This is a genomic window from Pirellulales bacterium (genome assembly GCA_035533075.1).
Taxonomy (GTDB): domain Bacteria; phylum Planctomycetota; class Planctomycetia; order Pirellulales; family JAICIG01; genus DASSFG01.
Genome location: DATLUO010000278.1, coordinates 1 through 20,769, shown reverse-complemented (window position 1 = coordinate 20,769; position 20,769 = coordinate 1). Strand labels below are relative to the sequence as shown.

Sequence of the window (20,769 nt, the reverse complement as noted above, 5' to 3'; positions counted from 1 at the left end):
GAACGGGGAACGGGGAACGGGGAACGGGGAACGGGGAACGGGGAACGGGGAACGGGGAACGGGGAACGGGGAACGGGGAACGGGGAACGGGGAACGGGGAACGGGGACCGGGGAACGGGGAACGGGGAACGGGGAACGGGGAACGGGGAACGGGGAACGATTATAGCCGTTCGCCCACTTGTTTGACGAAAAGTTCGATCCGGAACACGGCTTACCCCGTGGTCCATCGAGCTCTTCGGCTATGTGCGACATTTTACTCATAGTGTATCGTGTATCGGAGTCCTTGCAATGAAGTACCGTATTTTAGCTGCGGCATCGTGCCTGTTGGCCGTCGCGGCGGCCCATTTGCCGTCTAGGGCAGACCCACGGTTAAGGATCCTTACCAGCGACGAGCTTAACTCGTTCCTGGGACTTGGCTGCGCCAACGAGGGTTGCACCAGGACGATGAGGTGCAGTTCGACGGGCACGACTTGTGCGAGCGGCACAAACTCAGGCAGTGCGTGCCAAACCAGCTCGAGCACGTGCGTTACGGATGGCGCTGGCGGCTGCTGGATGCTTCAGCTTAATTCCGGTGTCGGGTGCGGTGGCGGAGTCACCGGCTCTAACTGTACGCAGACCATCCAGGCGACCGGATGCGCCGTGATACTCACCGGTATGCCCGATAAGCAGTCGGGGCAGTGCGTCTCATGTCCGAATAATGGCTCCAACTGCGGCTGCCTGCAGGCCACCTGCTCACAAACCTCCTGCAACGGTTCTGGCTAGCATACGGAGTTCTGCATGTCCGCGCTCGTACTACTTTTGTTGGCCGCAACGGAGGCGGGTGCCACGGGCGGCCTCGACCTTGATGCGGTCGCTGCCGCGGTGAAGGACAGGGAACAAGCCCTGGAAAACTTCTCGGTGACAGCAACCATAGATCATATTTTTTCCCTTCCGTCCGACCGCGGCGCCGCAAAGCACACACAATGGCATATTGCACTTATCATGGACTCGCGTGGCAGATATCGCATTGACGGCACGTCCAAAACGATAAACGAGGGGGCCGCCGCACAGCCGCCCGCGCTGAAGCAAACTGAGGTCTTCGACGGTGAGCGACGTCGCCAGGCGATGGGCGAGGGCCGACTGACGAACGGCCGAATCGGGGAAGCTTCCACCCCATTTATCTTGCCGTTCACCCCGTCGGATTTGGTCTGGACATTTAATGGCGAACGCGACAGCGCCTACCTCATTGAAGGGGGCAGCCTCGCAGCGGAGGCAGAGTTCGACGGACGATCGGTGCTTGCGTTCGAGGGGAAAGTCAGTGAGGGCGTTGACGGTCGTTTCCGTAAGGTTCAATTTCTCGTGGATTCAAACAGAGGATTTGCCGTAGTCAGGAAGGCGATGCTCGTTCAGGAGGCTCTGGACGCGGATTGGAGAGCAAACGGCGTGGTAGAGCTGACGTCCATGCACGAGGTGGCCGAAGGATTGTGGGTCCCGAGGAAAGCGCTGTTCGAGCAATACCGGCTCCCTAAGAATGGGCCGGCGACGATTTTAAGCCGCTCGCGGGTAGAGCTTGATGGATGGCTCGTGAATGCTGCTTTAGATGATACCACCTTCAAATGGTCTTTTCCGCCTGGCGTAGCCGTGGACGACGAGATCTCGGGCCGCACATACATGTCAAGCCAGGTCGACGACGATACGATCAAGCAACAATTAGGCGGTGTTTCGCGACTGCGCGCGGGCAACCTCTCCGTATGGGCGTGGGTCGCAGGCGCGGTCGTCATTGCTATGGTGTCGATCGTTGGCATTATGCGTAGGCGGACGAAGCCCCGAGGGTAGTAGCTGTGTTTGCGGCATGTCGCAAATCAATGCGCTGGGTGAGTCGCGGCGCGGCGGGCGCTGCCGTTGTGGCTTTGGCGCTAATTATCTGGCGCGTTCAACGGCCGCAGCCGGTCGATGATTTTGGACCAGCATCTCCTGCGGCGAGAGATCCCAGCACGCCATGCGGCGCCGTGAGTGCGGCGGTCGTCGCAAGGTATCTTGGCAAAGACATAGCGCTACGAGACGCCGCGCGCCTGGTTAGGAGCGATCCGTTCGGGCGCTCCTCGATGGGAGAACTGATTGAGGGATTGCACGAAATGGGTCTTGCCGCTGTTGGCGTCCAACTCAACTGCAGTGCAATGCGTCTATCGACCCTCCCGATGATTCTACACCTGGACGACATGCACTATGTCGCCGCGATTCCCTATGATGGCCGCAACGTAACCATCGTCGATCCACCGTCGGCGCCGCGAATTGTACCGATTACCGCCCTGCCTGGGAGGTGGGCTGGCAATGCGGTTCTGGTTGGCCCGGAAAATACACTGCTCGCCCGTGCGATGGATCGCATGGGTGGCCTCACCCAATAGCCGAGGTGCCCAATGAAGATCATCCGCTACCAGTTCACAAAAACAGCAATTGGCGGAGCGGCCATCGCCGTAGTTACGGCCACGCTCGGGGGCGCGTGGTTGCTCGCGTCGGGCGAGGGACGCCCGCGCGCCGACGCTGCGCAGCCACGCGCGGTGGCCGACCGACAACAACACGACTTCAAGCGCGTCGAGCCAAGCGAGGTTGTCAGTACCGAGTTTCATGTTCGCAATACCGGCACCGCGGAACTACGTGTCGCTTCCATAGACAAGTCTTGCGGTTGCACAAGTGCCGAGTTGGCCACGCGTGTCATCGCTCCGCAATCATCGAGCGACCTGACCGTCACTTTCTCAGCTCCTCCACACGAAGGGCTGGTCTCGCACGTCGTGACCCTGCACACGAACGACGCCAGCAATCCTCTGCTGCGGTTCGTCCTAAGCGCCGGGGTGCGCCGCGCTGTCGAAGTTGAGCCGTCCACGCTCTTTCTCGGCGTTGTCGCTCCGGGAAGCGGCATCAGTCGCATGTTAGAAGTTTTCACCTCCGACGGCGCGCCGCTGCGCGTCCTGCGCACGTCCACCTCAGACAGCGCGCTGGCCGTGGAAGAGCTCGGCCCGAGCGCGAGTTGGCGCCGGCGGTTTCGCCTATCGCTCACGGTGCCGCAACGCACCGGTCCATTCGAGGAACGCGTCGAGTTCGTGGCAATGACGGCCAACGAACAAGTGGTTGCGGTGACTGTCCGTGGGGACGTCGCTCGCAACTGCACGGCTTCTCCATCGCGGCTCCTACTTGGCCCGAGATCGCCTGCGGCTTCCGTCGACACGACACTGGTGCTCAGGTCACCCGATAAAGGCAGACGTGTGCCCATAACGGCTGTCGAGGCGAAGGACTCGGCATGGGCGGTGCTGAAGTGGTCCGCACGCGAGACCAATAACGCCTCGTTGATAAGGATGACGGTAAGGGTCCCGGATTCGCCAGGATATCAAAAGAGCGCGGTTTTAGTGCGCCACGCGTTGGACGCGGATGTTGTAGAAGTGCCCGTCGGCTGTTTGGTCCAATAATGCCTCCAGGCGAAAGTGCCGGAGACCGCGGGTCCCGATGATTGTTCAAACGAGGCACGACATGAAGCACGAACGACGCCTTGGAATGACCCTCATCGAGGTCTTGGTCGTGATATCGATCGTCGGCATGCTGATGTCGCTGCTGCTGCCGGCGGTTCAGGCGTCGCGAGAGGCTGCGCGGCGCAACACCTGCCAGAACCACGTCAAACAACTCGGTTTGGCGATGCTCAATCACGAATCGGCCTTTGGCCGCTTTCCGTCGGCCGGTTGGGGCTTCGGCTGGGTGGGCGATCCCGATCGCGGCACCGGCCCGTCGCAGCCGGGAAGCTGGACGTTCGACCTGCTTCCCTACCTGGAGCGCGGCGATCTGGCGCGCATGGGGGCGGGGCTGCCGGCGGCGAAAAAGAAGGCCGCCGTCACCGCGGTCCTGGCGATTCCCCTCGCCGTGTTCGACTGCCCCACGCGGCGGCCGTTGCAGATTTCGCCGTTCGATCCGGGCGTCCAACCCGCCAATTTCAACGTGCCGTTGGGGGTCGCCGAGAGCGACTACGCGGTGAACGCCGGCGACGATATTCTGAAGCCGAGGTATGGCCCGCAATCGTACGCCGAGGGCGATAATCCATCCTACCAGTGGCCCGACAACAGCCAGTGTACTGGCATCTGCTATTTGCGCAGCGAGGTCAAACTGGCCGACATCGTCGACGGCACGAGCCACACCTACCTGATCGGCGAAAAGTACGCGGTGGCGGGCGGCTGGGATCCGGGCGACGATCAGGGGATGTACGCGGGCTACGACTACGACAGCTTTCGCTGGACCACATATCCGCTCTCGCCCGACCGGTCGGAGTTGTGGATCAACCGCTTTGGCAGCAGCCACCCCACGACCTGCCAGTTCGCTTTTTGTGACGGCTCGGTGCGGCCCATCGGCTTCGAGATCGACGCGAACGTCCATCGCTGGCTGGGCAACCGCAGGGACCGCGTGCCGATCGACGATGCAATGATAAAGTAGCAGGCACGCTTCGTGTGCCGTGGCAGGCGTCCTGTTGTATACTTCACGCGGCCGTCGTTGACACAAAACGTGTAGGGTGGGACCAGCTCGCTTTAGCGAGCGCCGGCCCACCATAACCGACACTGGTGGGCCGGCGCTCGCAAGCTCGCTGGTCCCACCCTACGTGACGCAAATGTCTCATTCTCGGCCGCGTGAACTATATGAGGAACGCCGAGCGAAAGTCCGAGTGCTTGCCGGCTGCGGCCGAGTCGGGCCGGCGCCGGCTGGCCCGGCTCGGCCGCGTCGCGTCCAAGGCGATTGCCGAGTGGCATCCGCTCGTCGTCGCCGCCTGCTGCCTCGCGCCGTTCGCGGGCCTGCTCGTTCCTGATGGGCGGACGATACCCGACGGGCCGTCGCGCGACTTTGTGGCGTATCAGTTGCCGATACGAGAGTATGCGCGGGCCGAAATGCTGTCGGGACGGTTTCCGCTTTGGGTGCCGTATCTCGGCGCCGGGCTTCCGCTGCACGCGGGCCAGCAGGCCTCGCTTTGCCATCCGATTGTCACGCCCGTCGTGCTGGCCGCGGGCGCGGGATATGGGCTGAAAATCACGATCTTTCTGCACTTGGCCATCGGCTTTGCCGGCACGTATTTCGTCGCGCGATTTCACGAAATCAGCCGGCCGGCCAGCGCGCTGGCCGCGATGCTGGCAACGTGGAGCGGGTTCGCCGTCAACCATTTGATGGCCGGGCACGTCACGCTCCTTTTGCAATACGCACTGGTGCCGTGGTTTTTCCTGGCGTTGGCGGCGCTTCTGCGCCGGCCGGGGCCGCTGCCGGCAGCGGCCCTGGCGAGCGTGGCGGCGTGCTTCGCCGTCAGCGGACACCCGCAGGTGTTTTATTACAGCCTGCTGTTCGGAAGCCTATGGGCGGCCGGTTCGCTCGCGGGCGGCGTTGCCCGGCACGTTTGGCGGCACTGCCTCGCCTGGGGGCTGATCGCCGCGGCGCTGGGCTTTCTGCTCTCAGCCGTGCAGACCGTGCCGTCGCTGGAACTCGCGCGAAGCGGGGTAAGCGAGTCGTTCCGTTCCAAGGGCGACTTTTCACTGCAACATGCGTTGACCGGCCTGGACCTTGTTCGCCTTCTTGCGCCCAACGTGGCGGGCAACCCCTTCGCGGGCCCATACGGATTCGGCGTCGGCGAGAATTTTCACGAGCGCGTCGTCTACCTCGGGCTCGCCGGCCCTCTGCTGGCCCTCTTCGGTTTGTCGCGCGCGCAAGCGTCGCGGTGGGAGTGGGGCGCCGCCGCGCTGCTGACCCTGTCGCTGGCGATCGCGTTGGGCGACAGCACTCCCGCCTTCGGTGTGCTGTTGACGACCGTGCCCGGTCTGGGGCTTTTCCGCTGCCCAGGCCGAGTGTTCGGCGTGGGGTCGCTTTTCGTGGCGCTGTTGGCGGCGCGGGGGCTTGATGATCTGGTGCGGGGCGCCATCGCGGCACGGGGCGCGCGGTGGATACCGCTGTTGACGGTTATCTGGTGCCTCGCGAATCTGATCGGCTCGGCGCTGGTACACAACGGCGACGGCGTCGGTTTGCGCAGCTATGTCGTTTATGCCCGGGCGAACCTCGTGGGCGACATAATTTTTTGGGTCGTCCTGGTCGGCGCCACTTTCGCCGTGCTCGCGTTCGCATGGCGGGTCGGTGTCCAGCAGCCCGGCACGGCCTACTTCTTGGCGATCTTGTTGGCGCTGCTCGACCTGAGTTGGAACAACGTTCGCAACTTTCATTTAGAGCCGCCGCCGCAGGTCCGGCTTCCGCAATCGCTCGTTTCCGCCGGGCTGCCCCGCCGCTTCGTTCAGGCGCCGATCAGTTCATGGGTTTCCAGCAATCAATTGCGATATAGCACGCTTGTGCCGGCGGCCCTCGAGGCGCGCCGGCAGTTGCTGGGCACGAAGGAAGGCGGTGTCTTGCCGTCGGCCACCGAGCGGCTGTTTCGCGCGATTGAATCAAGGCCGCCCGTTGTCTTGAGCGTGGCCGCTTGCGATGATGCGCTTTCGGGCGACGGTGCGCGCAGCGAGCCGCTGGAAGAACCGTTGCCGCGGCTGCGATTCTTCTCCGAGACGGACTCGGCCGTTTTGGACATGCCGCTCGACCGCATCGCTGCGGGCGACGTGCGGCGAATGCGCCAGCGGATGCTGGGGACGGCGAGCGTGGTCGCTGAAGAGCCTCAGCGGCTGACCATCGACTGCGATGCGCCGGCGGTCGGCCGGTTGCTGCTGGCCGACACGTGGTATCCCGGCTGGACAGCCGCCGTCGATGGCCGTCCGGTCGCGATCGATCGGGCGCACGGCGTCTTTCGCGGCATCCGTCTGGCGGCGGGAACACACCGCATCGTCTTCGTCTTCGGTCCGTTGTCGTTCCGCGTCGGACTGGGCGGCACGCTGGCGGGTATTGTGATTTGGCTGGGACTGCTGGTATTCGGCATTCGGCGGAATGTCCGCGCAGGCCGGTATCGGCGATCTTGGCGCGCATGGGGTTAAGTCGATGGTCATCATAAGCCGGCCGCGAGCGGCCGAGGGATTGGGCATCACCCCATCCCTCGCCATCGAATGGGACGCAGGCTAGACTGCACGCATGCCGGTTCGTCCCTCTTTCAACGCCTACGCCGCGGTGCGAACGCTCGCCGTCGCCGTTGTGCTGTCCTACCTACCGGCGCTGCCGGCCCGCGGCCAGGGTTATCCTGCCCGTGAGGCGGCCAAGAAAATGTCGCTGGGCGAGGGGCTGGCGGTCAAGCTGTTCGCCGGCGAGCCGGAGATCCGCCAGCCAATTCTCGTCAAATGCGACGATCGCGGGCGTCTCTGGGTTATTCAGTATCTGCAATATCCGAACCCGGCCGGACTGAAGCGGGTGCGGGTCGACCGTTATTCGCGCACCGTTTACGACCGCGTGCCCGAACCGCCTCCGCGCGGCCCAAAGGGCGCCGATCGCATCACCATCTGCCAGGACCTCGACGGCGACGGCCACGCCGACAGGTTCCACGACTTCGTCTCCGACCTGAATCTGTGTACCGGCCTGGAGTTCGGCGACGGTGGCGTTTATGTGCTGCAAGCACCCTATCTGCTTTTTTATCGCGACCAAGACAACGACGACGTGCCCGACGGCGACCCCGACGTCCTGCTGGAAGGTTTCGGGATGGAGGATGCCCAGTCCTTGGTCAACCATCTGACCTTCGGCCCGGATGGCTGGCTTTACGGGCTGAACGGCAGCACGACCACCTGCCGCATCCGCGGCATCGAATTTCAACAAGGAGTATGGCGCTATCATCCGCGCAGCAAACAGTTCGAGTTGTTCTGTGAGGGTGGCGGCAACGGCTTCGGGCTGACCTTCGATGCCAAGGGCAGGTTGATCTACAGCTCGAACGGCGGGCTTTGCTGGCACGGAGTGCAAGGCGGCTACTATGAAAAGACGTTTGGCAAGCACGGGCCGTTGCACAACCCTTATGCCTATGGCTGGTTCAGCCACGTCGAGCACACCGGGCTGACGGGCCGACCGAACACCGGCGGCACGATTTATCTGGCGGACGTCTTCCCGCCGCAATACCGTGGCGCCTTTTTGTGCGGCGATTTCCTGGGGCACACGTGCTCCTGGTGGAAAGTCGCTCCGCGCGGCTCAACCATCAAGATGTCGCTCGGGGGGCTGCTCTTGGACTCGCACGACACTTGGTTTGGCGCCACCGATCTCTGTTTGGCGCCCGACGGAGCCGTCTTCGTGTGCGATTTCTTCGATCGGCGCACGGCACACCCCGATCCCGATGCCCATTGGGACACCTCCAATGGTCGCGTTTATAAGATCGTCCCGGTGACGTCACAGGTGCCGCAAGAGCGGGTCGATCTTCCAAGCCTCAGCAGCGACAGGCTGGTTGATCTGCTCCAGCACTCGAACCACTGGTGGCGGGGCCGGGCACGTCGGCGGTTGAGCGAACGGCGAGATTCTTCGACGTTTGCCAGATTGCGGACGGCAGCCTTGCAGGAAGCCGATGGTGATCTCGCACTGGAGAGCCTATGGGCGCTCTACGGCAGCGGCGGCTGGAGCGAGGAGCTGGCCGTCGACTTGCTAGACCACTCGGACGAGCACGTTCGGTGCTGGACCGTGCGGTTATTGGGCGAAGCACGCCAAGTGACGCCAAGAGCCGCTGAAAAGCTGGCCACGCTGGCGGCCACCGAGCCGAGTGTCGTCGTACGCGCTCAACTTGCCTCGACGGCCAAGCGGCTGTCCGGCTCCGACGCCTTGCCGATCGTCGCCGCCTTGATGCTGCGGGATGAAGACGCTGACGATCCCCATCTTCCGTGGCTGCTCTGGTGGGCCATGGAAGACAAGGCGATCGAGCAGATGCCGGGCGTGCTCGATCTCTTCCACGAGCCTCTTTGGCGGCACGTGCTGCTGCGCGAAAATGCCCGCCGGTTGGTGCGCCGCTATGCCGCGGAAGCGAAGAGCAGCGCCTACGCTGCCTGTGCGCGCCTGCTGCGCGCGGCGCCCAACGAAGCGGCGGATGGCCTGCTCGCTGAACTTTCCCGCGGCCTCGACGAGCGGAAACCGGCCGGCCGCGAACCGCCAGCGGTCGAACTGAAGGAGTTGGTTGCCCGGCGGTGGCAAGCGTCGCCAGAGAGGCCGCTTTACCTGGCGTTGGCGTTGCAGGTGCAACTGCCGGGCGCCGAAGAACGCCTGATGTCGCTCATCGCCGCACCGCACACGAATGAGGCGGACCGGATCAAGGCATTGGGCCTCTTGGGCCGTTTCGGGTCGACCGAGAGTGTCGCGGCGGCGTTGCCGTGGATCGACCCTGGACAGCCGGAAGCGGTCCAGCGGGCGGCGGTCGCAACGGCAGGCCGATTTGAGAATGAACAGGTCGCGCGTCAGCTCGTATCGCGCTACGCCGGGTTCTCGGCGGTCGTTCGCGGCGACGTGCGCGAAACGCTTTTGAGCCGGCCCAGGTCCGCTTTGGCGCTGTTGGAGCAAGTCGATCGCGGCGTTCTTCGGCCGGATGAGATTCCGCTGGAGCAGTTACAACGGGCGGCGCTGCACCATGACGCGGCGATCGATGCCTTGGTTCGCAAAATCTGGGGAAACATCGGCCCCGGCACCCCCGAAGAGAAACTTGCCGATATCCGCCGTTTTTCGAACGACCTTCGTGCCGGCGAGGGAGACCGGGCCGCTGGCAAGGCCCTTTTTACCAAGCACTGCGGCATCTGCCATCAGCTCTTCGGCGAGGGAAATCACGTCGGACCTGAGCTCACCAAGGCCAACCGTGGCGACCGGAACGCTTTGCTGACCAACATCATCGATCCGAGCTCCGTCGTTCGCAAGGAATATGCCAGTTACGTGTTGGCAACCACGGGCGGACAAGTTCTCACCGGAATCCTCGCCGAGCAAGACCCCGCCAGCGTGACGCTCGTCGACGCCAAGAACCAGCGGACGCGCATCGTTCGCGAGGAGATCGACGAGCTGGAGGAATCGCGCGTTTCCCTGATGCCCGAAAGGCTCTTGGAACCGCTCACGCCGCAGGAGTTGCGAGACCTGTTTGCCTATCTGCAACAGTAAGCGCTACGCCAGAACGTCGTCGATGACCCGCCCGTAGTCGAAAGAGAAAAGGGGCAGCGACGGAGATCGTAGTGTTGCAGGCTCATGGTGTATCGAGGATTTCTCGCCACGCCGTCGCTTTCACAGCGCGGCGAATCATGCGGTCAAGTCGATCAAGATCGGTTACGCCATCGAGTTCCGACTTAATTGCTTCGTCGGCCGGTCCGAACTTTTCTTCTCCAAACAGGAGGATTGCCTTTTTGGCCTGCTTCTCTTTGCCCTCATCGACAATCATCAAATAGGTGTCGGATTCTTCCATCATTCGAACTCCTCGAAAAATCTTCGCAGCCACGTCGCGTTTCACGCGAAGCCCGGTCAGCAGAAGTGCGTCGGTCAGCAGCTTTTTTGCCCTGTCCGGCGGCGCCTCTTTGGTTAGCCGTTCGACGATCCGCTCTGCGACGTTCGCAATGGCCTCCTCAAGCGGCGCACCTTCAGGGAGGCGCCCAAGCACCGCCAGCGGCGCCACGCCCACATCGCCCGCCAACAGCTCCTCAGCCGAACGCAACCAAAGACGTTCCATCTGATACCTGAAACTCATGCTACCATGCTCGGGGCGTGGCGCGTAGTCAACGGTGCCGTCCATGTTGGAATGCGCGGCTTCGGGCCGCAGCAATACCACGACGGTGTGGACCGGCACGTGGTAGCGGGCAAACAACAGCGCGTTGTAGAGCAGCAGGTCGGCGTGCTTCCAAGCGGCGGCGCTCGATTGGCAGTCGATGTGGATGATTTCCTGCAGGGGCTCGCCCAACCCATACACGATGTCGGCGGCGGCGGTCACGGCCGATAGGTCCACGTTCAGCACCGAAATGCGCTGCGTAGTTCTGCGATCGAACGCCGCCAGAAAACCTTCGGGGCATTCGCGGGCCATGTCTTTCAGTGTCGCATCAAACGTCATTGCCATAGCGAAAGCTCCCGAAGATCGTGCGGCGCTCATGTCGCGAGAATAGCGTCACCACCAAAGCGCATAAAGAGGTTGAAGTGATGGGTTTTCGACGGACTATTGCGCTCCTGCTTGTGATTGGAACGCCTCACCCCGCACGAGATGTGGCACCGGTTCGCCGTTCGCAACCGCCGGCACTACGCCAGAACGTCGTCGATGACCCGCCCGTAGTCGATCTCCAGGCGTTGCCGTCCGGGCACAGACAGGCGGTGGGAGTCGAGGCCGAGCAGGTGCAGGACCGTGGCGTGGATGTCGGTCACGTAGTGCGGCTGCTCGACGGCGTGAAAACCGAATTCGTCGGTCGCGCCGTGGACGTGGCCGCGCTTGAGCCCCGCGCCGGCCAGCCAGACCGTGAAACCGTGCGGATGATGGTCGCGCCCCGTGCCGGCCTTGTTCAGACTCGTGACTTCCAACGCGGGCGTGCGGCCAAACTCCGTGGCGCAGACGACGATCGTTTCCTCCAGCATGCCGCGGCGTTTGAGATCGGTCACGAGTCCGGCCAGCGGTTTGTCGACGCGTCCGCACGACCGGGCGTGCAACTCTTTGATATTGCTGTGCGAATCCCATTCGCCGTAGTCGCTCAGATAAACCAGCGTGAACCGCACGCCGCGCTCCGCCAGCCGCCGGGCCGCCAACAGCCGGCGACCGTAGAGGGCGGTCGTCTCGTTGTCGATGCCGTAGAGCTGCTGCGTCTCCTGCGTCTCGCCGGCCAGGTCGAGCGCCTCGGGGGCCGACATCTGCATGCGGTAGGCCAGCTCGTAAGAGCGGATGCGGGCGCGAAGTTGCTCGTCTTCCGGATATTCGACGGCCGCCAGCTCGTTCAGCCGGTGGATGAGGGCAAATTCGTTGCGTTGCTCCGCCGGCAAGACGCTCGCCGGACGGCCTCCGAACGGCAGCGGATTGGCCGGATCGAGCGACAGCTCGACGCCCGCATGCCGCGGCCCCAGGTAATGGGCCTCGAAATCCTTCTTGACCCGCGGGTCTTTGTACTGGCCCAGAAAGACGAACTGCGGCAAGTTCTCGTTGAGCGCGCCCAGGCCGTAGCTGATCCAGGAGCCGATCGTCGGCTGCTGTTCATCGAGCACGTGGCGGCCCGTGTGAAACTGAAACTCCGCGCCGTGGTCGTTGTCGGTGGTGTACATCGAACGGACGATGCACAGATCGTCGACGACGCCGCCGAGGTGCGGCAGCCAATCACTGACTTCGCAGCCGAGCTGGCCGCGCTTCTGATAGCCGACCGAGAGCGGCATGATCTTCGATACGACTTCGCGATCGAAGCCGACCACCGACCGCGACCGTTCGCGATAGATCGGCAGCTTTTGCGGATTGGGGAGCGTCGTCTCGTCGTAGGTCTTGCCGGCGAACCGGTTCAACAGCGGCTTGGGGTCGAACGTCTCAAGATGGCTCACGCCGCCGGAAAGGAAGATCCAGATGACGTGCTTGGCCCTCGGTGCAAAGTGCGGCCGTCCGTCGGGCGGAGAGATGGCGTCGTCCGCGCGGGCGATTCCATCGCGATGCAGCAGGGCGCCCATCGCCAGCCCTGTGAATCCGAGGCCCAGGTCGGCCAAGAATGTCCGGCGAGCGAGGCGGCCGCAACGACAATGCCGTGCGGCGGCAAGCAGCGACTGAGATTGGGAAGAATCGGCGTTCATGGTCGCATTACTTCGAGAAGTGGGCCAGCCGCGTAGCGGCAACGGAGTTTAGCCGTGGGCGCCAGCCCACGGAAAATGTGCAAGTCCTCCGGCAAAGCCGCGTAGCGGCGACGGCGCGCGATGCTCTGTCGCCGCTACGCGGCTTCGCTGGCGAATCGCAAACATCACCGTGGGCTGGCGCCCACGGCTGAATTCTACCGCCGCTACGCGGCTGATACAGTATTCACCTTGCCAACTTAGTCTTAGCGGACCGTCACGAAATCGTTGTGGTTGAACAAGGCGTGGATCAGCGTTTCGCGTGCGCGTTGAGCGGGGTCGCTCGACGGGGCCGGACCGGCGGCGGTCGGGGCTTCCGGTGATCTTACCACGGCGAGCTCGCGAGTTTGCTGGGCCAGATAATCGACGCAGGCGTTCAGCTCCGCGTCGCTGGGCGGACGTGAGAGAAGTTCCTCGAACGCCCCGCGCACAAACTCGGCTTCTCGCTGCGCGGCGTCCGACACGTCGCTCGACGCCCGCCACAGTTTTTCGGCCAGCAGCCGGCCGCACGTCAGCGGCAATTCGCTGTTGGCCAGCGCCAGCGCCTGCTGGGGGCGGACCGACGAAACTCGCTCATAACAATCGCAAACGTCGGGCGCGTCGAAGAGTTCGAGGAACTGCATCTTTGCCTCGCCGTGAATGGCAAAGTAGAGGCTGCGCCGCCGCAATGCGAGTCCTTGCGTGGCATCGATCTCGTGCCCGCCCATCGTGGTGTCGAGCTCGCCGGCAGAAGCCAGGATGCTGTCGCGCACGCATTCGGCTTCCATGCGGCGCGTGTTGGCACGCCAGTAGAGGCGATTGTCGCGGTCGAGCGCCAGATTCGGGTGATCCGTGGCCCCAAGCTGCGAGCGGAGCCGGTAGGTACGGCTGGTGACAATCAGGCGGTGGACGGCTTTCATCCGCCAGCCTTGCTCCATCAGCTCCACGGCCAGCCAATCGAGCAGCTCGGGATGTGAGGGCGGCCGGCCGCTGCGGCCAAAGTTGGCGGGCGTTTCAACCAGACCTCGGCCAAAGTGGCGCATCCAGATATGATTCACCGCCACGCGCGCCGTCAGCGGGTTGTTGGGACTGGCAATCGACCTGGCCAGCGCCAGCCGGCGGCCGGTGCTGCGGGCCGGATAGACCGGCGAGAGCGGAGTGTAGGCGTCGCCCGAAGTGGCCAGCGCGGCCCGCGCCGCGTCGGCCGCCGCTCGGGCGTCGGTCAACTCCTTTTGCGACTTTTCGACTTCCGCTTTCGCGTTGGGGTCGGCGGCCGCTTTGCGTTCGGCTGCGATCAGGCCGCGTTCGGCCCGCGCCAGCCGCAACTGCGCCTCTTCCCAGGCGGCCTGTTTCTCGGCCAGGAAGGCGGCTTTCGCCAGGGCTTGCGGATCGCCCAGGCCGCGATAGCGGGCGTCATCGGCAGCCAGCCGGGCGGAGAGCGCCCACTGGCGCGCGGCCGCCTGGGCGACATGCTGCTCGTCGACTCGGTACGAAAGTCGGGCATCGAGCTGCGCTTGCTCGGCCTGCAAGAGCGCATCGGGCCCCGGTCGATTCCGGGCTGTGAGGGGTTGTTGCGCACGAGTACGCAATTCGGCAAGCTGCCTTTCCGCCGCGGCGACGTTCTCCTGCGATTTGGCCAACGTCTGCCTGGCGGCTGCCAGCTCGGCTGCGGCTTTGGCCCTCTCTTCCTCGCGAATGGGGGCCGCGAGGCCCGGATAAAACGCCTCCGGCGGCAGGTCGATGGGCGTGATCGAAAAACTTGCGTCGCCCAAAACCGCCGGCATGCCCGGCTCGACAGGCGGTTTGCCTTCCATGCGATTGCGAGCATCGCCCTTCACGTACATGAACGTCTGCGCGTCGAGTTTCTCATCGAACACGCGGACCAGGCCGGCCGCGATCGGGCCATAAGATTGGGCATAGACGTATTTCTTGAACGGTCCCGGATCCGCGAGACCGGCGACACGGTCCTGGCGGAGCTCAAGCGGCTCGAAGAACGCGCGGAAGCGGAAGTATTCTTCCTGCGCAATCGGGTCGTACTTGTGATTGTGGCAGTGGGCGCAATTCATGGTCAGGCCGAGAAATGCCTTGGCCGTGTGTTCGACGTTGTCCTTCATCCAGTTCTCATAGTTCCACTTGAACCAGTTTCGCACGAGGAACCCGGTCGCCACCACGTCGGCGTCGTCGCCCGGCGCCGCCTCGTCGGCCGAGAGCATCTCGACGATCATGCGGTCGTAACCTTTGTCGTCGTTGAGCGAGCGCACGATCCAGTCGCGCCACCGCCAGACGTGAGGGTAGCTGTTCATCACGTCAGGCACGGCGCGGCGGCCGTACCAGTCGCTGTATCGCCACACATCCATCCAATGCCGTCCCCAACGTTCGCCATATTGCGGGCTGTTCAGCAGCCGGTCGACGGCCCGCTCGTAAGCCGTGTCGGATGGGTCGGCCAGAAACGCGCGGAGCTCGTCGCGAGTCGGTGGGAGTCCGATGAGATCGAGCGTGAGCCTTCGCAAGAGCGTCGCTTTGTCGGCCTCGGCGAGCGGTCCGACTCCCGCGGCGACTTGTCGCGCGACGATGAACGCATCGATCGGATTCGTCACCCAGTCCGACCTCGCAGTGGGCACGGCGGGACGTAGCGGCCGACGGAAGGCCCAATGCGTGGTCGGGTCGTCTTGCGGCTTCTCGTCCGCCGGCGTTTTGGCCCCCGACTCGATCCATGCCGCCAAGGTGCCGATCTCCCGAGCTGTCAGGGGCGCGCCCTCGGGCGGCATGCGCCGCGACGGATCGGTCGCCGACACTCGCTCGACCAGCCGGCTCGCAGTGGGGTTGCCCGGCTCGATTGCCGGTCCGTCCGTTCCACCGCGGCGGATGAAAGCGCCCGTGTCGAGACGCAACTCCGACTCCTGTTTGAGTGGACCGTGACAAGCAAAACAGCGCCGTTCCAGGAGCGGCTTTACGTCGCGCAGGTAATCGGTCGCCGGCTCGGCCGCGGCGGCGATGTCGGCCGCGAGGACCAGGCAGTAAGCGATCCAGCACATCCTCATGCAACCACTCTTTCGTGAACGTGTTCGACGCCGGAAGAACCGATGCCGGTCTTTGATCGTCGCGCGACGGGGCCGCGATGTCAAGCGATGCGCCGGCCTCAAGCCCAGCCTGGAGGATCCCGGCGACCAACTGTTACACCGACTTCTTTTTTGTCCTCTTGGCACCACGTTCGTCTTCGGATGCCGTTGCACAAGGCAGTGCCTGCGGCAAATGGTGGCGAGCGTGTGAGAATCAGGCGGCCGCGATATGTGGCAAGTCTAGCAGCACAAAGCCTTTGGATGCTTTTGAACGGCCCGCGGTCGCCCGGTGGCACGCGGCTTGCAAACACAAAGCGGCGCTCGTTCGCCCACCCTGATTTAACAAATTGGATATCGGTGGCGCAGGATCGGTCTTCCGCGATTGACTCTTTCCTTGCGCCGTCGGATGGATCCCATCTCTTTTCCTGGAGGCCCATTCTATGTTTATGGCTCGTCGTCGCGTCACATTGCGCGGTTTCACTCTGGTCGAGTTGTTGGTGGTGATTGCCATCATCGGCATTCTCATCGCCCTCTTGCTGCCCGCCGTGCAGGCGGCACGCGAGGCGGCCCGCCGCACGCAATGCACCAACAACATGAAGCAAATCGGCCTTGCCGCGCAGAACTATCACGACGTGATGCAGGTGTTTCCGCCGGCGGGCCTGAATTATGGGGCGGTGGAGGCTTTGCCTTCTCCCCAATACTACAACAGTATCATGAACACGAGCGGTTATGTTTTGATGCTGCCCTACTTGGAGCAGGGACCGCTCTACGACAAGTTCAACAAGAACGTCGCGGCCTGCTCAAGCACCTATTACGGTGCCGTCCCGTATCCTGTTGCCGGTTTACCCCTGACGCCGACAACGTCCGGAAACGATGTCGTCGTTGCCACGCAGCTTCCGATGTTTCTCTGCCCCAGCGACGACGGAACCAAGACCATGGCGACGGGCGCGGCTTACGGCATCACCAGCACCGACACGCTGTTGGGCGCGAAAACGTCTTACGAGTTCAGCACCAAGCCGGACTATGAAATCGGGAATCACAACTGGCAGACGTGGTACACGAACAACGGCCTTCAAAAGTATCGCGCCTTGTTCGGCCAGAACAGCAATAGCAGCATGTCCAGTATCAAGGATGGTACGAGCAATACTGCGGCGTTCATTGAAAGTCCCTTGATGGTCTACAACGGCAATGGAAACGCCTGGGGGTATCGTGCCTGGGTCATGTACGGCGTCTCGCTTTACGACAACTTGAGCACCTATCCGGCGACCACGTGCCCGCTGTGCGGCGGCCAGGTCGTCAACTGCTGGACCTATTGGACGACTGCCAACTCCTACTTGCCCGGACGGGTCGCCTCGTGGGGCATGGCGGGCAGCCTCCATCCGGCCGGTTGCAATGTGACCATGGCCGATGGCTCGGTCCATTTCATCAGCGAGACGACCGACATCAACATCCTGGCGTGGCTTTGCAACATTGCCGACGGTAACACGGTCGGCAATTACTGAGTCGTCTCAAAGCTGCGATCGACCAGCGAATACGCGTCCTCTAAAGGAAACAAGACGTCTTCTCTTGCCAGCGGTTGGCAAATGATGTCCATCCGCGAAAGGTCTTCCGCCGTGTCCACCGTGAGACGAACCTCGGGCCGCAGGCCGTTCCAGTCGGCCGGCAACTGCACGACCTGAAATTCGCGCGGCGCTTCGCGAAAGTAAGGCGTGACGTGCTCGCGGCAATAGGCATCGGTCGCCAGCAGGGCCATCGACCGCAGCGCGCCCGCGCGCAGGACTTCCGGAACGACATAGGAGAGCCGCTCGATACACGTGTAATCGGCGTTGCGGCGGCGATGCTCGGCGACAATGGCCGCCGTGCGGCTGGAACAGTAAAGCGGATTGTCGGCGGTGGCCCGGAGCAGAATGTCGCTGTCCGCCAGGTCGGCAGCGGCTGCGACGTAGCGACCGAGTACGTCCGCTTCCGGTCCTCGAAAACAGCGTACTTCCAACCGGCGGCAGCAAGCCTCAATGGCGTCATCGGCCGCGGAGGTGGTTGTCGCCACGGTCATTTCCCAATCGTTACCGGCCGCCCGCAGTCGCCGCACGACGAACTCCAACAGCGGCCGGCCGGCCAAGTTGGCCAATACTTTGCCCGGCAAGCGACTGGAGGCCATGCGTGCCTGAATTACGGTCCGCACCCTCGGCGTGAGCAAGATCGGGACTCCTTTCAGCGATCAAACTACAAAGGCTGCAAAGACTTAAGCGGATTTGCCGCCTGTACGGTGCTGCATCATAGCGTTTTGCCCGGAAAGGCTCCAAGCCCCTTGTGAGGCGGCCGGTCGAGGCGGTATGCTGATCGGCTGCTGTGCAGGCTGCCAGTGCCGGCGGGACGCCGCCCGAGGCAATGGGGAATCGATTGTCCGTTCCCGAAACGAAGGAAAGACCATGGCCGTCAACACCAGGGACGTTATGGACCGCAGGGAGGTGCATTATGAAAGTTTTCACGACCTGCTGGCCGACGCCGAAGCGTTGGCCCAGGGCGAGGTGTTGACGTTGGGCAACTGGACCCTCGGCCAGATTTTTCTCCATCTTGCCCGCAGCATCCACGCCTCGATCGACGGAACCGCGGCGCACGTCGCTTGGTGGACGCGGCTCGTCGTGCGTCTGTTTTACGCGCGGCGGTTATTGGCCGGCCCGATGCCCGCCGGTTTGCAATTACCCGAAGAAGTTGCCGGGACACTCACGCCGAAGCCAACGAGCGTCGAAAAAGGCATCGCGTCGTTGCGTGCGGCCATCGAGCGGCTGCACTTCGAGACGGAGCGGGCCGCACATCCGCTGCTCGGCGAACTGAGTCTCGACCAATGGGACCGCTTTCACCTGCGGCACGCAGAATTGCACATGAGCTTTGCCGTGCCGGTCGAAGAACCCGCTCTCGTGTAGCGCTGCAGCGCGCCTCGCGGCTTATAATAAGTCAGACCACGATTCGCCAAAGCAAAGGACACGCTGGCGATGCTGGACTTTGAGATCATCGGGCGGCTGACGAGTGTTGAAACGATAGCCGTCAACCTGTCGATACGCGAACATGCCGACCTTAAGTCGCAGTACGGTGGTCGTCGATGGCGGAAGCTAAAGGGCATCGCCACAGTTCGGCTGGTCAACGGAAACCTCCGTCGCGCGGAGATTCACTGGTACGAAGCGCACGGCGTCGGCAAACGCAAATTGAAGATCAAGCGGTTTTTGGATTAAAACATGGCACACGCCGAGCGAGCAAGATTCGTTGTCTGCGTCACCGACCAGGGATGCGACGATCTCACGGCTTGGAAACTTTACAGGGTCTTGCCGGACGAAAAGGCTGCGCAGGAAAGCTATCTGCGGATCGTCGACGACTCGGGCGAAGACTACCTCTATCCTATGCAACGCTTCGTGGAAGTCGAGGTTTCCGAAGCGTCGGTAGAGGCCTTGATGTCGTCTGCGAAGTCCGACGAGCTATAATGGCGGCTTAATGAAAGGAGGCCACCAATGCTCTCGTTCCTCGGCCGCGGCGTTCGATTGTGCGACGGCGTTTCGCGTCGCGAAATCTTGCGCGTGGGCGGGTTGGCATTCACCGGATTGCTGTGGTCCGACTGGCTGCGGGCACGCACCGCGCTCGGCCGACAAACCAGCGATCGAGGCGGACCGCAGTCAGCCACGTTTGGCAAGGCCAAAGCCTGTATCCTTGTCTTCAATTACGGCGGCCCGTCGCACATTGACAGCTTCGATCTCAAACCGGAGGCACCGGTCGAAATCCGCGGCGAATTTCTGCCGATTGCCACGCAAGTGCCGGGCACAGCCCTCTGCGAGCACCTTCCCCGGCTGGCGGCGGCGGCCGACCGCTATGCGATTCTCCGCTCGGTAAACCACGCCGACAACGACCATGCGGTCGGCGCCTACCTGGCATTGACGGCGCATCCCCATCCACGCTCGCGGCCCTTGGGCATTGAGCCGGCCGCCACGCCGCAAGACATGCCTTCGCTCGGCTCGGTGGTGAGCAAGCTCGGCGCGGCCGATAAGTCGATGTTTCCCTACGTCACGCTCGGGGAACTGCGGCACTTTGGCAACAAAGACAGCATGGGCCAGAACGCCGGTTGTTTGGGACACGCCTACGACCCGTTCGCCGTGCCGTTCACGCAACCGATGGGCGGCGACGACGTGCGGCTCGACATGCGGGTAGTCGGATCGATGCTGGGCGAGACGGAGACGGCGGGGCAAAAGTTGACCGGCCGACGGCACCTGCTCGACGAGTTGAATCGCGCCCTGCCCGCCTTGGAGGGCAGGGCCGGCACGCGCGACCTGGACAACTTTCGCCGCCGGGCGTACGAGCTGTTGGCGTCGCCCGCCAGCCGCGACGCCTTCGACTTGGCAAAAGAGCCGCAGCGCACGCGCGAACTTTACGGTCCCACGCCCTTCGCTCAGAACTGCCTCTTGGCCCGCCGGCTGGTGGAGGCGGGAGTTCCAATGGTCACCGTGTACTCGGTGGCCAACCGCGACTGGGACACCCATGGCGACAATTTCAAATCGCTCAAGAACACGCTGCTGCCCGTCACCGACCAGGGACTTTCAGCGCTCTTGCAAGACCTTGGCGAGCGGAACCTGCTCGACGAAACACTGGTGGTGTGGATGGGCGACATGGGCCGCACGCCGCTGATCAACAAGAACGCCGGCCGCGATCACTGGTCGTTCTGCTATTGCGTTGTGATGGCCGGCGCCGGTATTCGAGGCGGCTATGTGCATGGCACATCGGACCGCAACGCGGCCTATCCCGCCTCGCAGCCGGTCAGTCCGGCGGATGTGGCCGCCACGATTTATCACGCGCTGGGCATCCACTCGCGGTCGGAAGTGACCGACCAGCAGGGCCGGCCGATTCAGATTGCACCGGGCAAGCCGGTTTACGAGTTGTTCGCGTAGTTCGCGTAGGGTGGGACCAGCGAGCTTGCGAGCGCCGGCCAACCATTGTTAGGCGTCAGGCGTCAGGTTGTTTGTCCTGACGCCTGACGCCTGAAACCTGACCCTCAAATCGGTGGGCC

The 20,769-nt window shown here is 63.3% G+C and carries 15 protein-coding genes; 11 read left to right on the top strand and 4 right to left on the bottom strand.

Annotation, left to right across the window (positions count from 1 at the left end; genetic code table 11):
* Positions 1 to 777: 777 nt before the first annotated feature.
* From VNH11_34515 to VNH11_34490, 6 genes are all read left to right on the top strand, one after another.
* A complete protein-coding gene (locus VNH11_34515) occupies positions 778 to 1,815 on the top strand; it encodes a hypothetical protein (protein ID HVA51508.1) in 1,038 nt (345 codons plus the stop codon).
* Between the two features lie 29 nt (positions 1,816 to 1,844).
* The gene (locus VNH11_34510; GenBank protein ID HVA51507.1) at positions 1,845 to 2,384 is read left to right on the top strand and encodes a cysteine peptidase family C39 domain-containing protein; all 540 of its coding nucleotides are present in this window, start codon (positions 1,845 to 1,847) and stop codon (positions 2,382 to 2,384) included.
* Positions 2,385 to 2,396: 12 nt separating this feature from the next.
* Positions 2,397 to 3,440 (top strand): DUF1573 domain-containing protein, encoded by a 1,044-nt coding sequence (locus VNH11_34505; protein HVA51506.1) that lies wholly within the window; start codon positions 2,397 to 2,399, stop codon positions 3,438 to 3,440.
* Positions 3,441 to 3,525: 85 nt separating this feature from the next.
* The gene (locus VNH11_34500; protein ID HVA51505.1) at positions 3,526 to 4,449 is read left to right on the top strand and encodes a DUF1559 domain-containing protein; all 924 of its coding nucleotides are present in this window, start codon (positions 3,526 to 3,528) and stop codon (positions 4,447 to 4,449) included.
* Positions 4,450 to 4,649: 200 nt separating this feature from the next.
* Positions 4,650 to 6,959, top strand: a complete 2,310-nt coding sequence (locus VNH11_34495) for a YfhO family protein (GenBank protein ID HVA51504.1) — start codon at positions 4,650 to 4,652, stop codon at positions 6,957 to 6,959.
* A 94-nt stretch (positions 6,960 to 7,053) separates the two neighbouring features.
* Positions 7,054 to 10,017, top strand: coding sequence for a PVC-type heme-binding CxxCH protein (locus tag VNH11_34490; protein ID HVA51503.1), 2,964 nt, complete (start codon positions 7,054 to 7,056; stop codon positions 10,015 to 10,017).
* 82 nt (positions 10,018 to 10,099) lie between these two features.
* Here VNH11_34490 and VNH11_34485 read toward each other — a convergent pair whose 3' ends face one another.
* The 3 genes from VNH11_34485 to VNH11_34475 all read right to left on the bottom strand — a co-directional run bounded on the left by VNH11_34485 (position 10,100) and on the right by VNH11_34475 (position 15,704).
* Positions 10,100 to 10,834 (bottom strand): hypothetical protein, encoded by a 735-nt coding sequence (locus VNH11_34485; protein HVA51502.1) that lies wholly within the window; start codon positions 10,832 to 10,834, stop codon positions 10,100 to 10,102.
* Positions 10,835 to 11,133: 299 nt separating this feature from the next.
* Positions 11,134 to 12,648 (bottom strand): DUF1501 domain-containing protein, encoded by a 1,515-nt coding sequence (locus VNH11_34480; GenBank protein HVA51501.1) that lies wholly within the window; start codon positions 12,646 to 12,648, stop codon positions 11,134 to 11,136.
* A 242-nt stretch (positions 12,649 to 12,890) separates the two neighbouring features.
* Positions 12,891 to 15,704, bottom strand: coding sequence for a DUF1553 domain-containing protein (locus tag VNH11_34475; GenBank protein HVA51500.1), 2,814 nt, complete (start codon positions 15,702 to 15,704; stop codon positions 12,891 to 12,893).
* Between the two features lie 458 nt (positions 15,705 to 16,162).
* Between VNH11_34475 and VNH11_34470 the strand changes: the two genes are divergently transcribed.
* A complete protein-coding gene (locus VNH11_34470; protein HVA51499.1) occupies positions 16,163 to 17,224 on the top strand; it encodes a DUF1559 domain-containing protein in 1,062 nt (353 codons plus the stop codon).
* On the opposite strand, the gene VNH11_34465 is transcribed toward VNH11_34470, so the two are convergent.
* Complete coding sequence (locus tag VNH11_34465) at positions 17,218 to 17,919, bottom strand: NTP transferase domain-containing protein (protein HVA51498.1); 702 nt, start codon at positions 17,917 to 17,919, stop codon at positions 17,218 to 17,220. The genes VNH11_34470 and VNH11_34465 overlap by 7 nt on opposite strands.
* Before the next feature lie 232 nt (positions 17,920 to 18,151).
* On the opposite strand from VNH11_34465, the gene VNH11_34460 reads away from it, so the two are divergent.
* The 4 genes from VNH11_34460 to VNH11_34445 all read left to right on the top strand — a co-directional run bounded on the left by VNH11_34460 (position 18,152) and on the right by VNH11_34445 (position 20,650).
* Positions 18,152 to 18,646, top strand: coding sequence for a DUF1569 domain-containing protein (locus VNH11_34460; GenBank protein ID HVA51497.1), 495 nt, complete (start codon positions 18,152 to 18,154; stop codon positions 18,644 to 18,646).
* 69 nt (positions 18,647 to 18,715) lie between these two features.
* Positions 18,716 to 18,952 carry a hypothetical protein gene (locus VNH11_34455; protein ID HVA51496.1) on the top strand — a complete coding sequence of 79 codons (237 nt, stop codon included), beginning with the start codon at positions 18,716 to 18,718 and terminating at the stop codon, positions 18,950 to 18,952.
* A 3-nt stretch (positions 18,953 to 18,955) separates the two neighbouring features.
* On the top strand, positions 18,956 to 19,198 hold the full coding sequence (locus tag VNH11_34450; protein HVA51495.1) for a hypothetical protein: 243 nt from the start codon (positions 18,956 to 18,958) through the stop codon (positions 19,196 to 19,198).
* 27 nt (positions 19,199 to 19,225) lie between these two features.
* Entirely contained in the window at positions 19,226 to 20,650 is a 1,425-nt protein-coding gene (locus VNH11_34445) for a DUF1501 domain-containing protein (protein ID HVA51494.1), read from the top strand.
* Positions 20,651 to 20,769 lie beyond the last annotated feature (119 nt).

Excerpts from the sequence above, each read along its gene's own strand:
- VNH11_34515 (HVA51508.1), top strand. The coding sequence starts at position 778 with ATGTCCGCGCTCGTACTACTTTTGTTGGCCGCAACGGAGGCGGGTGCC.
- VNH11_34510 (HVA51507.1), top strand. The coding sequence starts at position 1,845 with ATGCGCTGGGTGAGTCGCGGCGCGGCGGGCGCTGCCGTTGTGGCTTTG.
- VNH11_34505 (HVA51506.1), top strand. The coding sequence starts at position 2,397 with ATGAAGATCATCCGCTACCAGTTCACAAAAACAGCAATTGGCGGAGCG.
- VNH11_34500 (HVA51505.1), top strand. The coding sequence starts at position 3,526 with ATGACCCTCATCGAGGTCTTGGTCGTGATATCGATCGTCGGCATGCTG.
- VNH11_34495 (HVA51504.1), top strand. The coding sequence starts at position 4,650 with ATGAGGAACGCCGAGCGAAAGTCCGAGTGCTTGCCGGCTGCGGCCGAG.
- VNH11_34490 (HVA51503.1), top strand. The coding sequence starts at position 7,054 with ATGCCGGTTCGTCCCTCTTTCAACGCCTACGCCGCGGTGCGAACGCTC.
- VNH11_34480 (HVA51501.1), bottom strand. The coding sequence starts at position 12,648 with ATGAACGCCGATTCTTCCCAATCTCAGTCGCTGCTTGCCGCCGCACGG.
- VNH11_34475 (HVA51500.1), bottom strand. The coding sequence starts at position 15,704 with ATGAGGATGTGCTGGATCGCTTACTGCCTGGTCCTCGCGGCCGACATC.
- VNH11_34470 (HVA51499.1), top strand. The coding sequence starts at position 16,163 with ATGTTTATGGCTCGTCGTCGCGTCACATTGCGCGGTTTCACTCTGGTC.
- VNH11_34460 (HVA51497.1), top strand. The coding sequence starts at position 18,152 with ATGGCCGTCAACACCAGGGACGTTATGGACCGCAGGGAGGTGCATTAT.
- VNH11_34455 (HVA51496.1), top strand. The coding sequence starts at position 18,716 with ATGCTGGACTTTGAGATCATCGGGCGGCTGACGAGTGTTGAAACGATA.
- VNH11_34450 (HVA51495.1), top strand. The coding sequence starts at position 18,956 with ATGGCACACGCCGAGCGAGCAAGATTCGTTGTCTGCGTCACCGACCAG.
- VNH11_34445 (HVA51494.1), top strand. The coding sequence starts at position 19,226 with ATGCTCTCGTTCCTCGGCCGCGGCGTTCGATTGTGCGACGGCGTTTCG.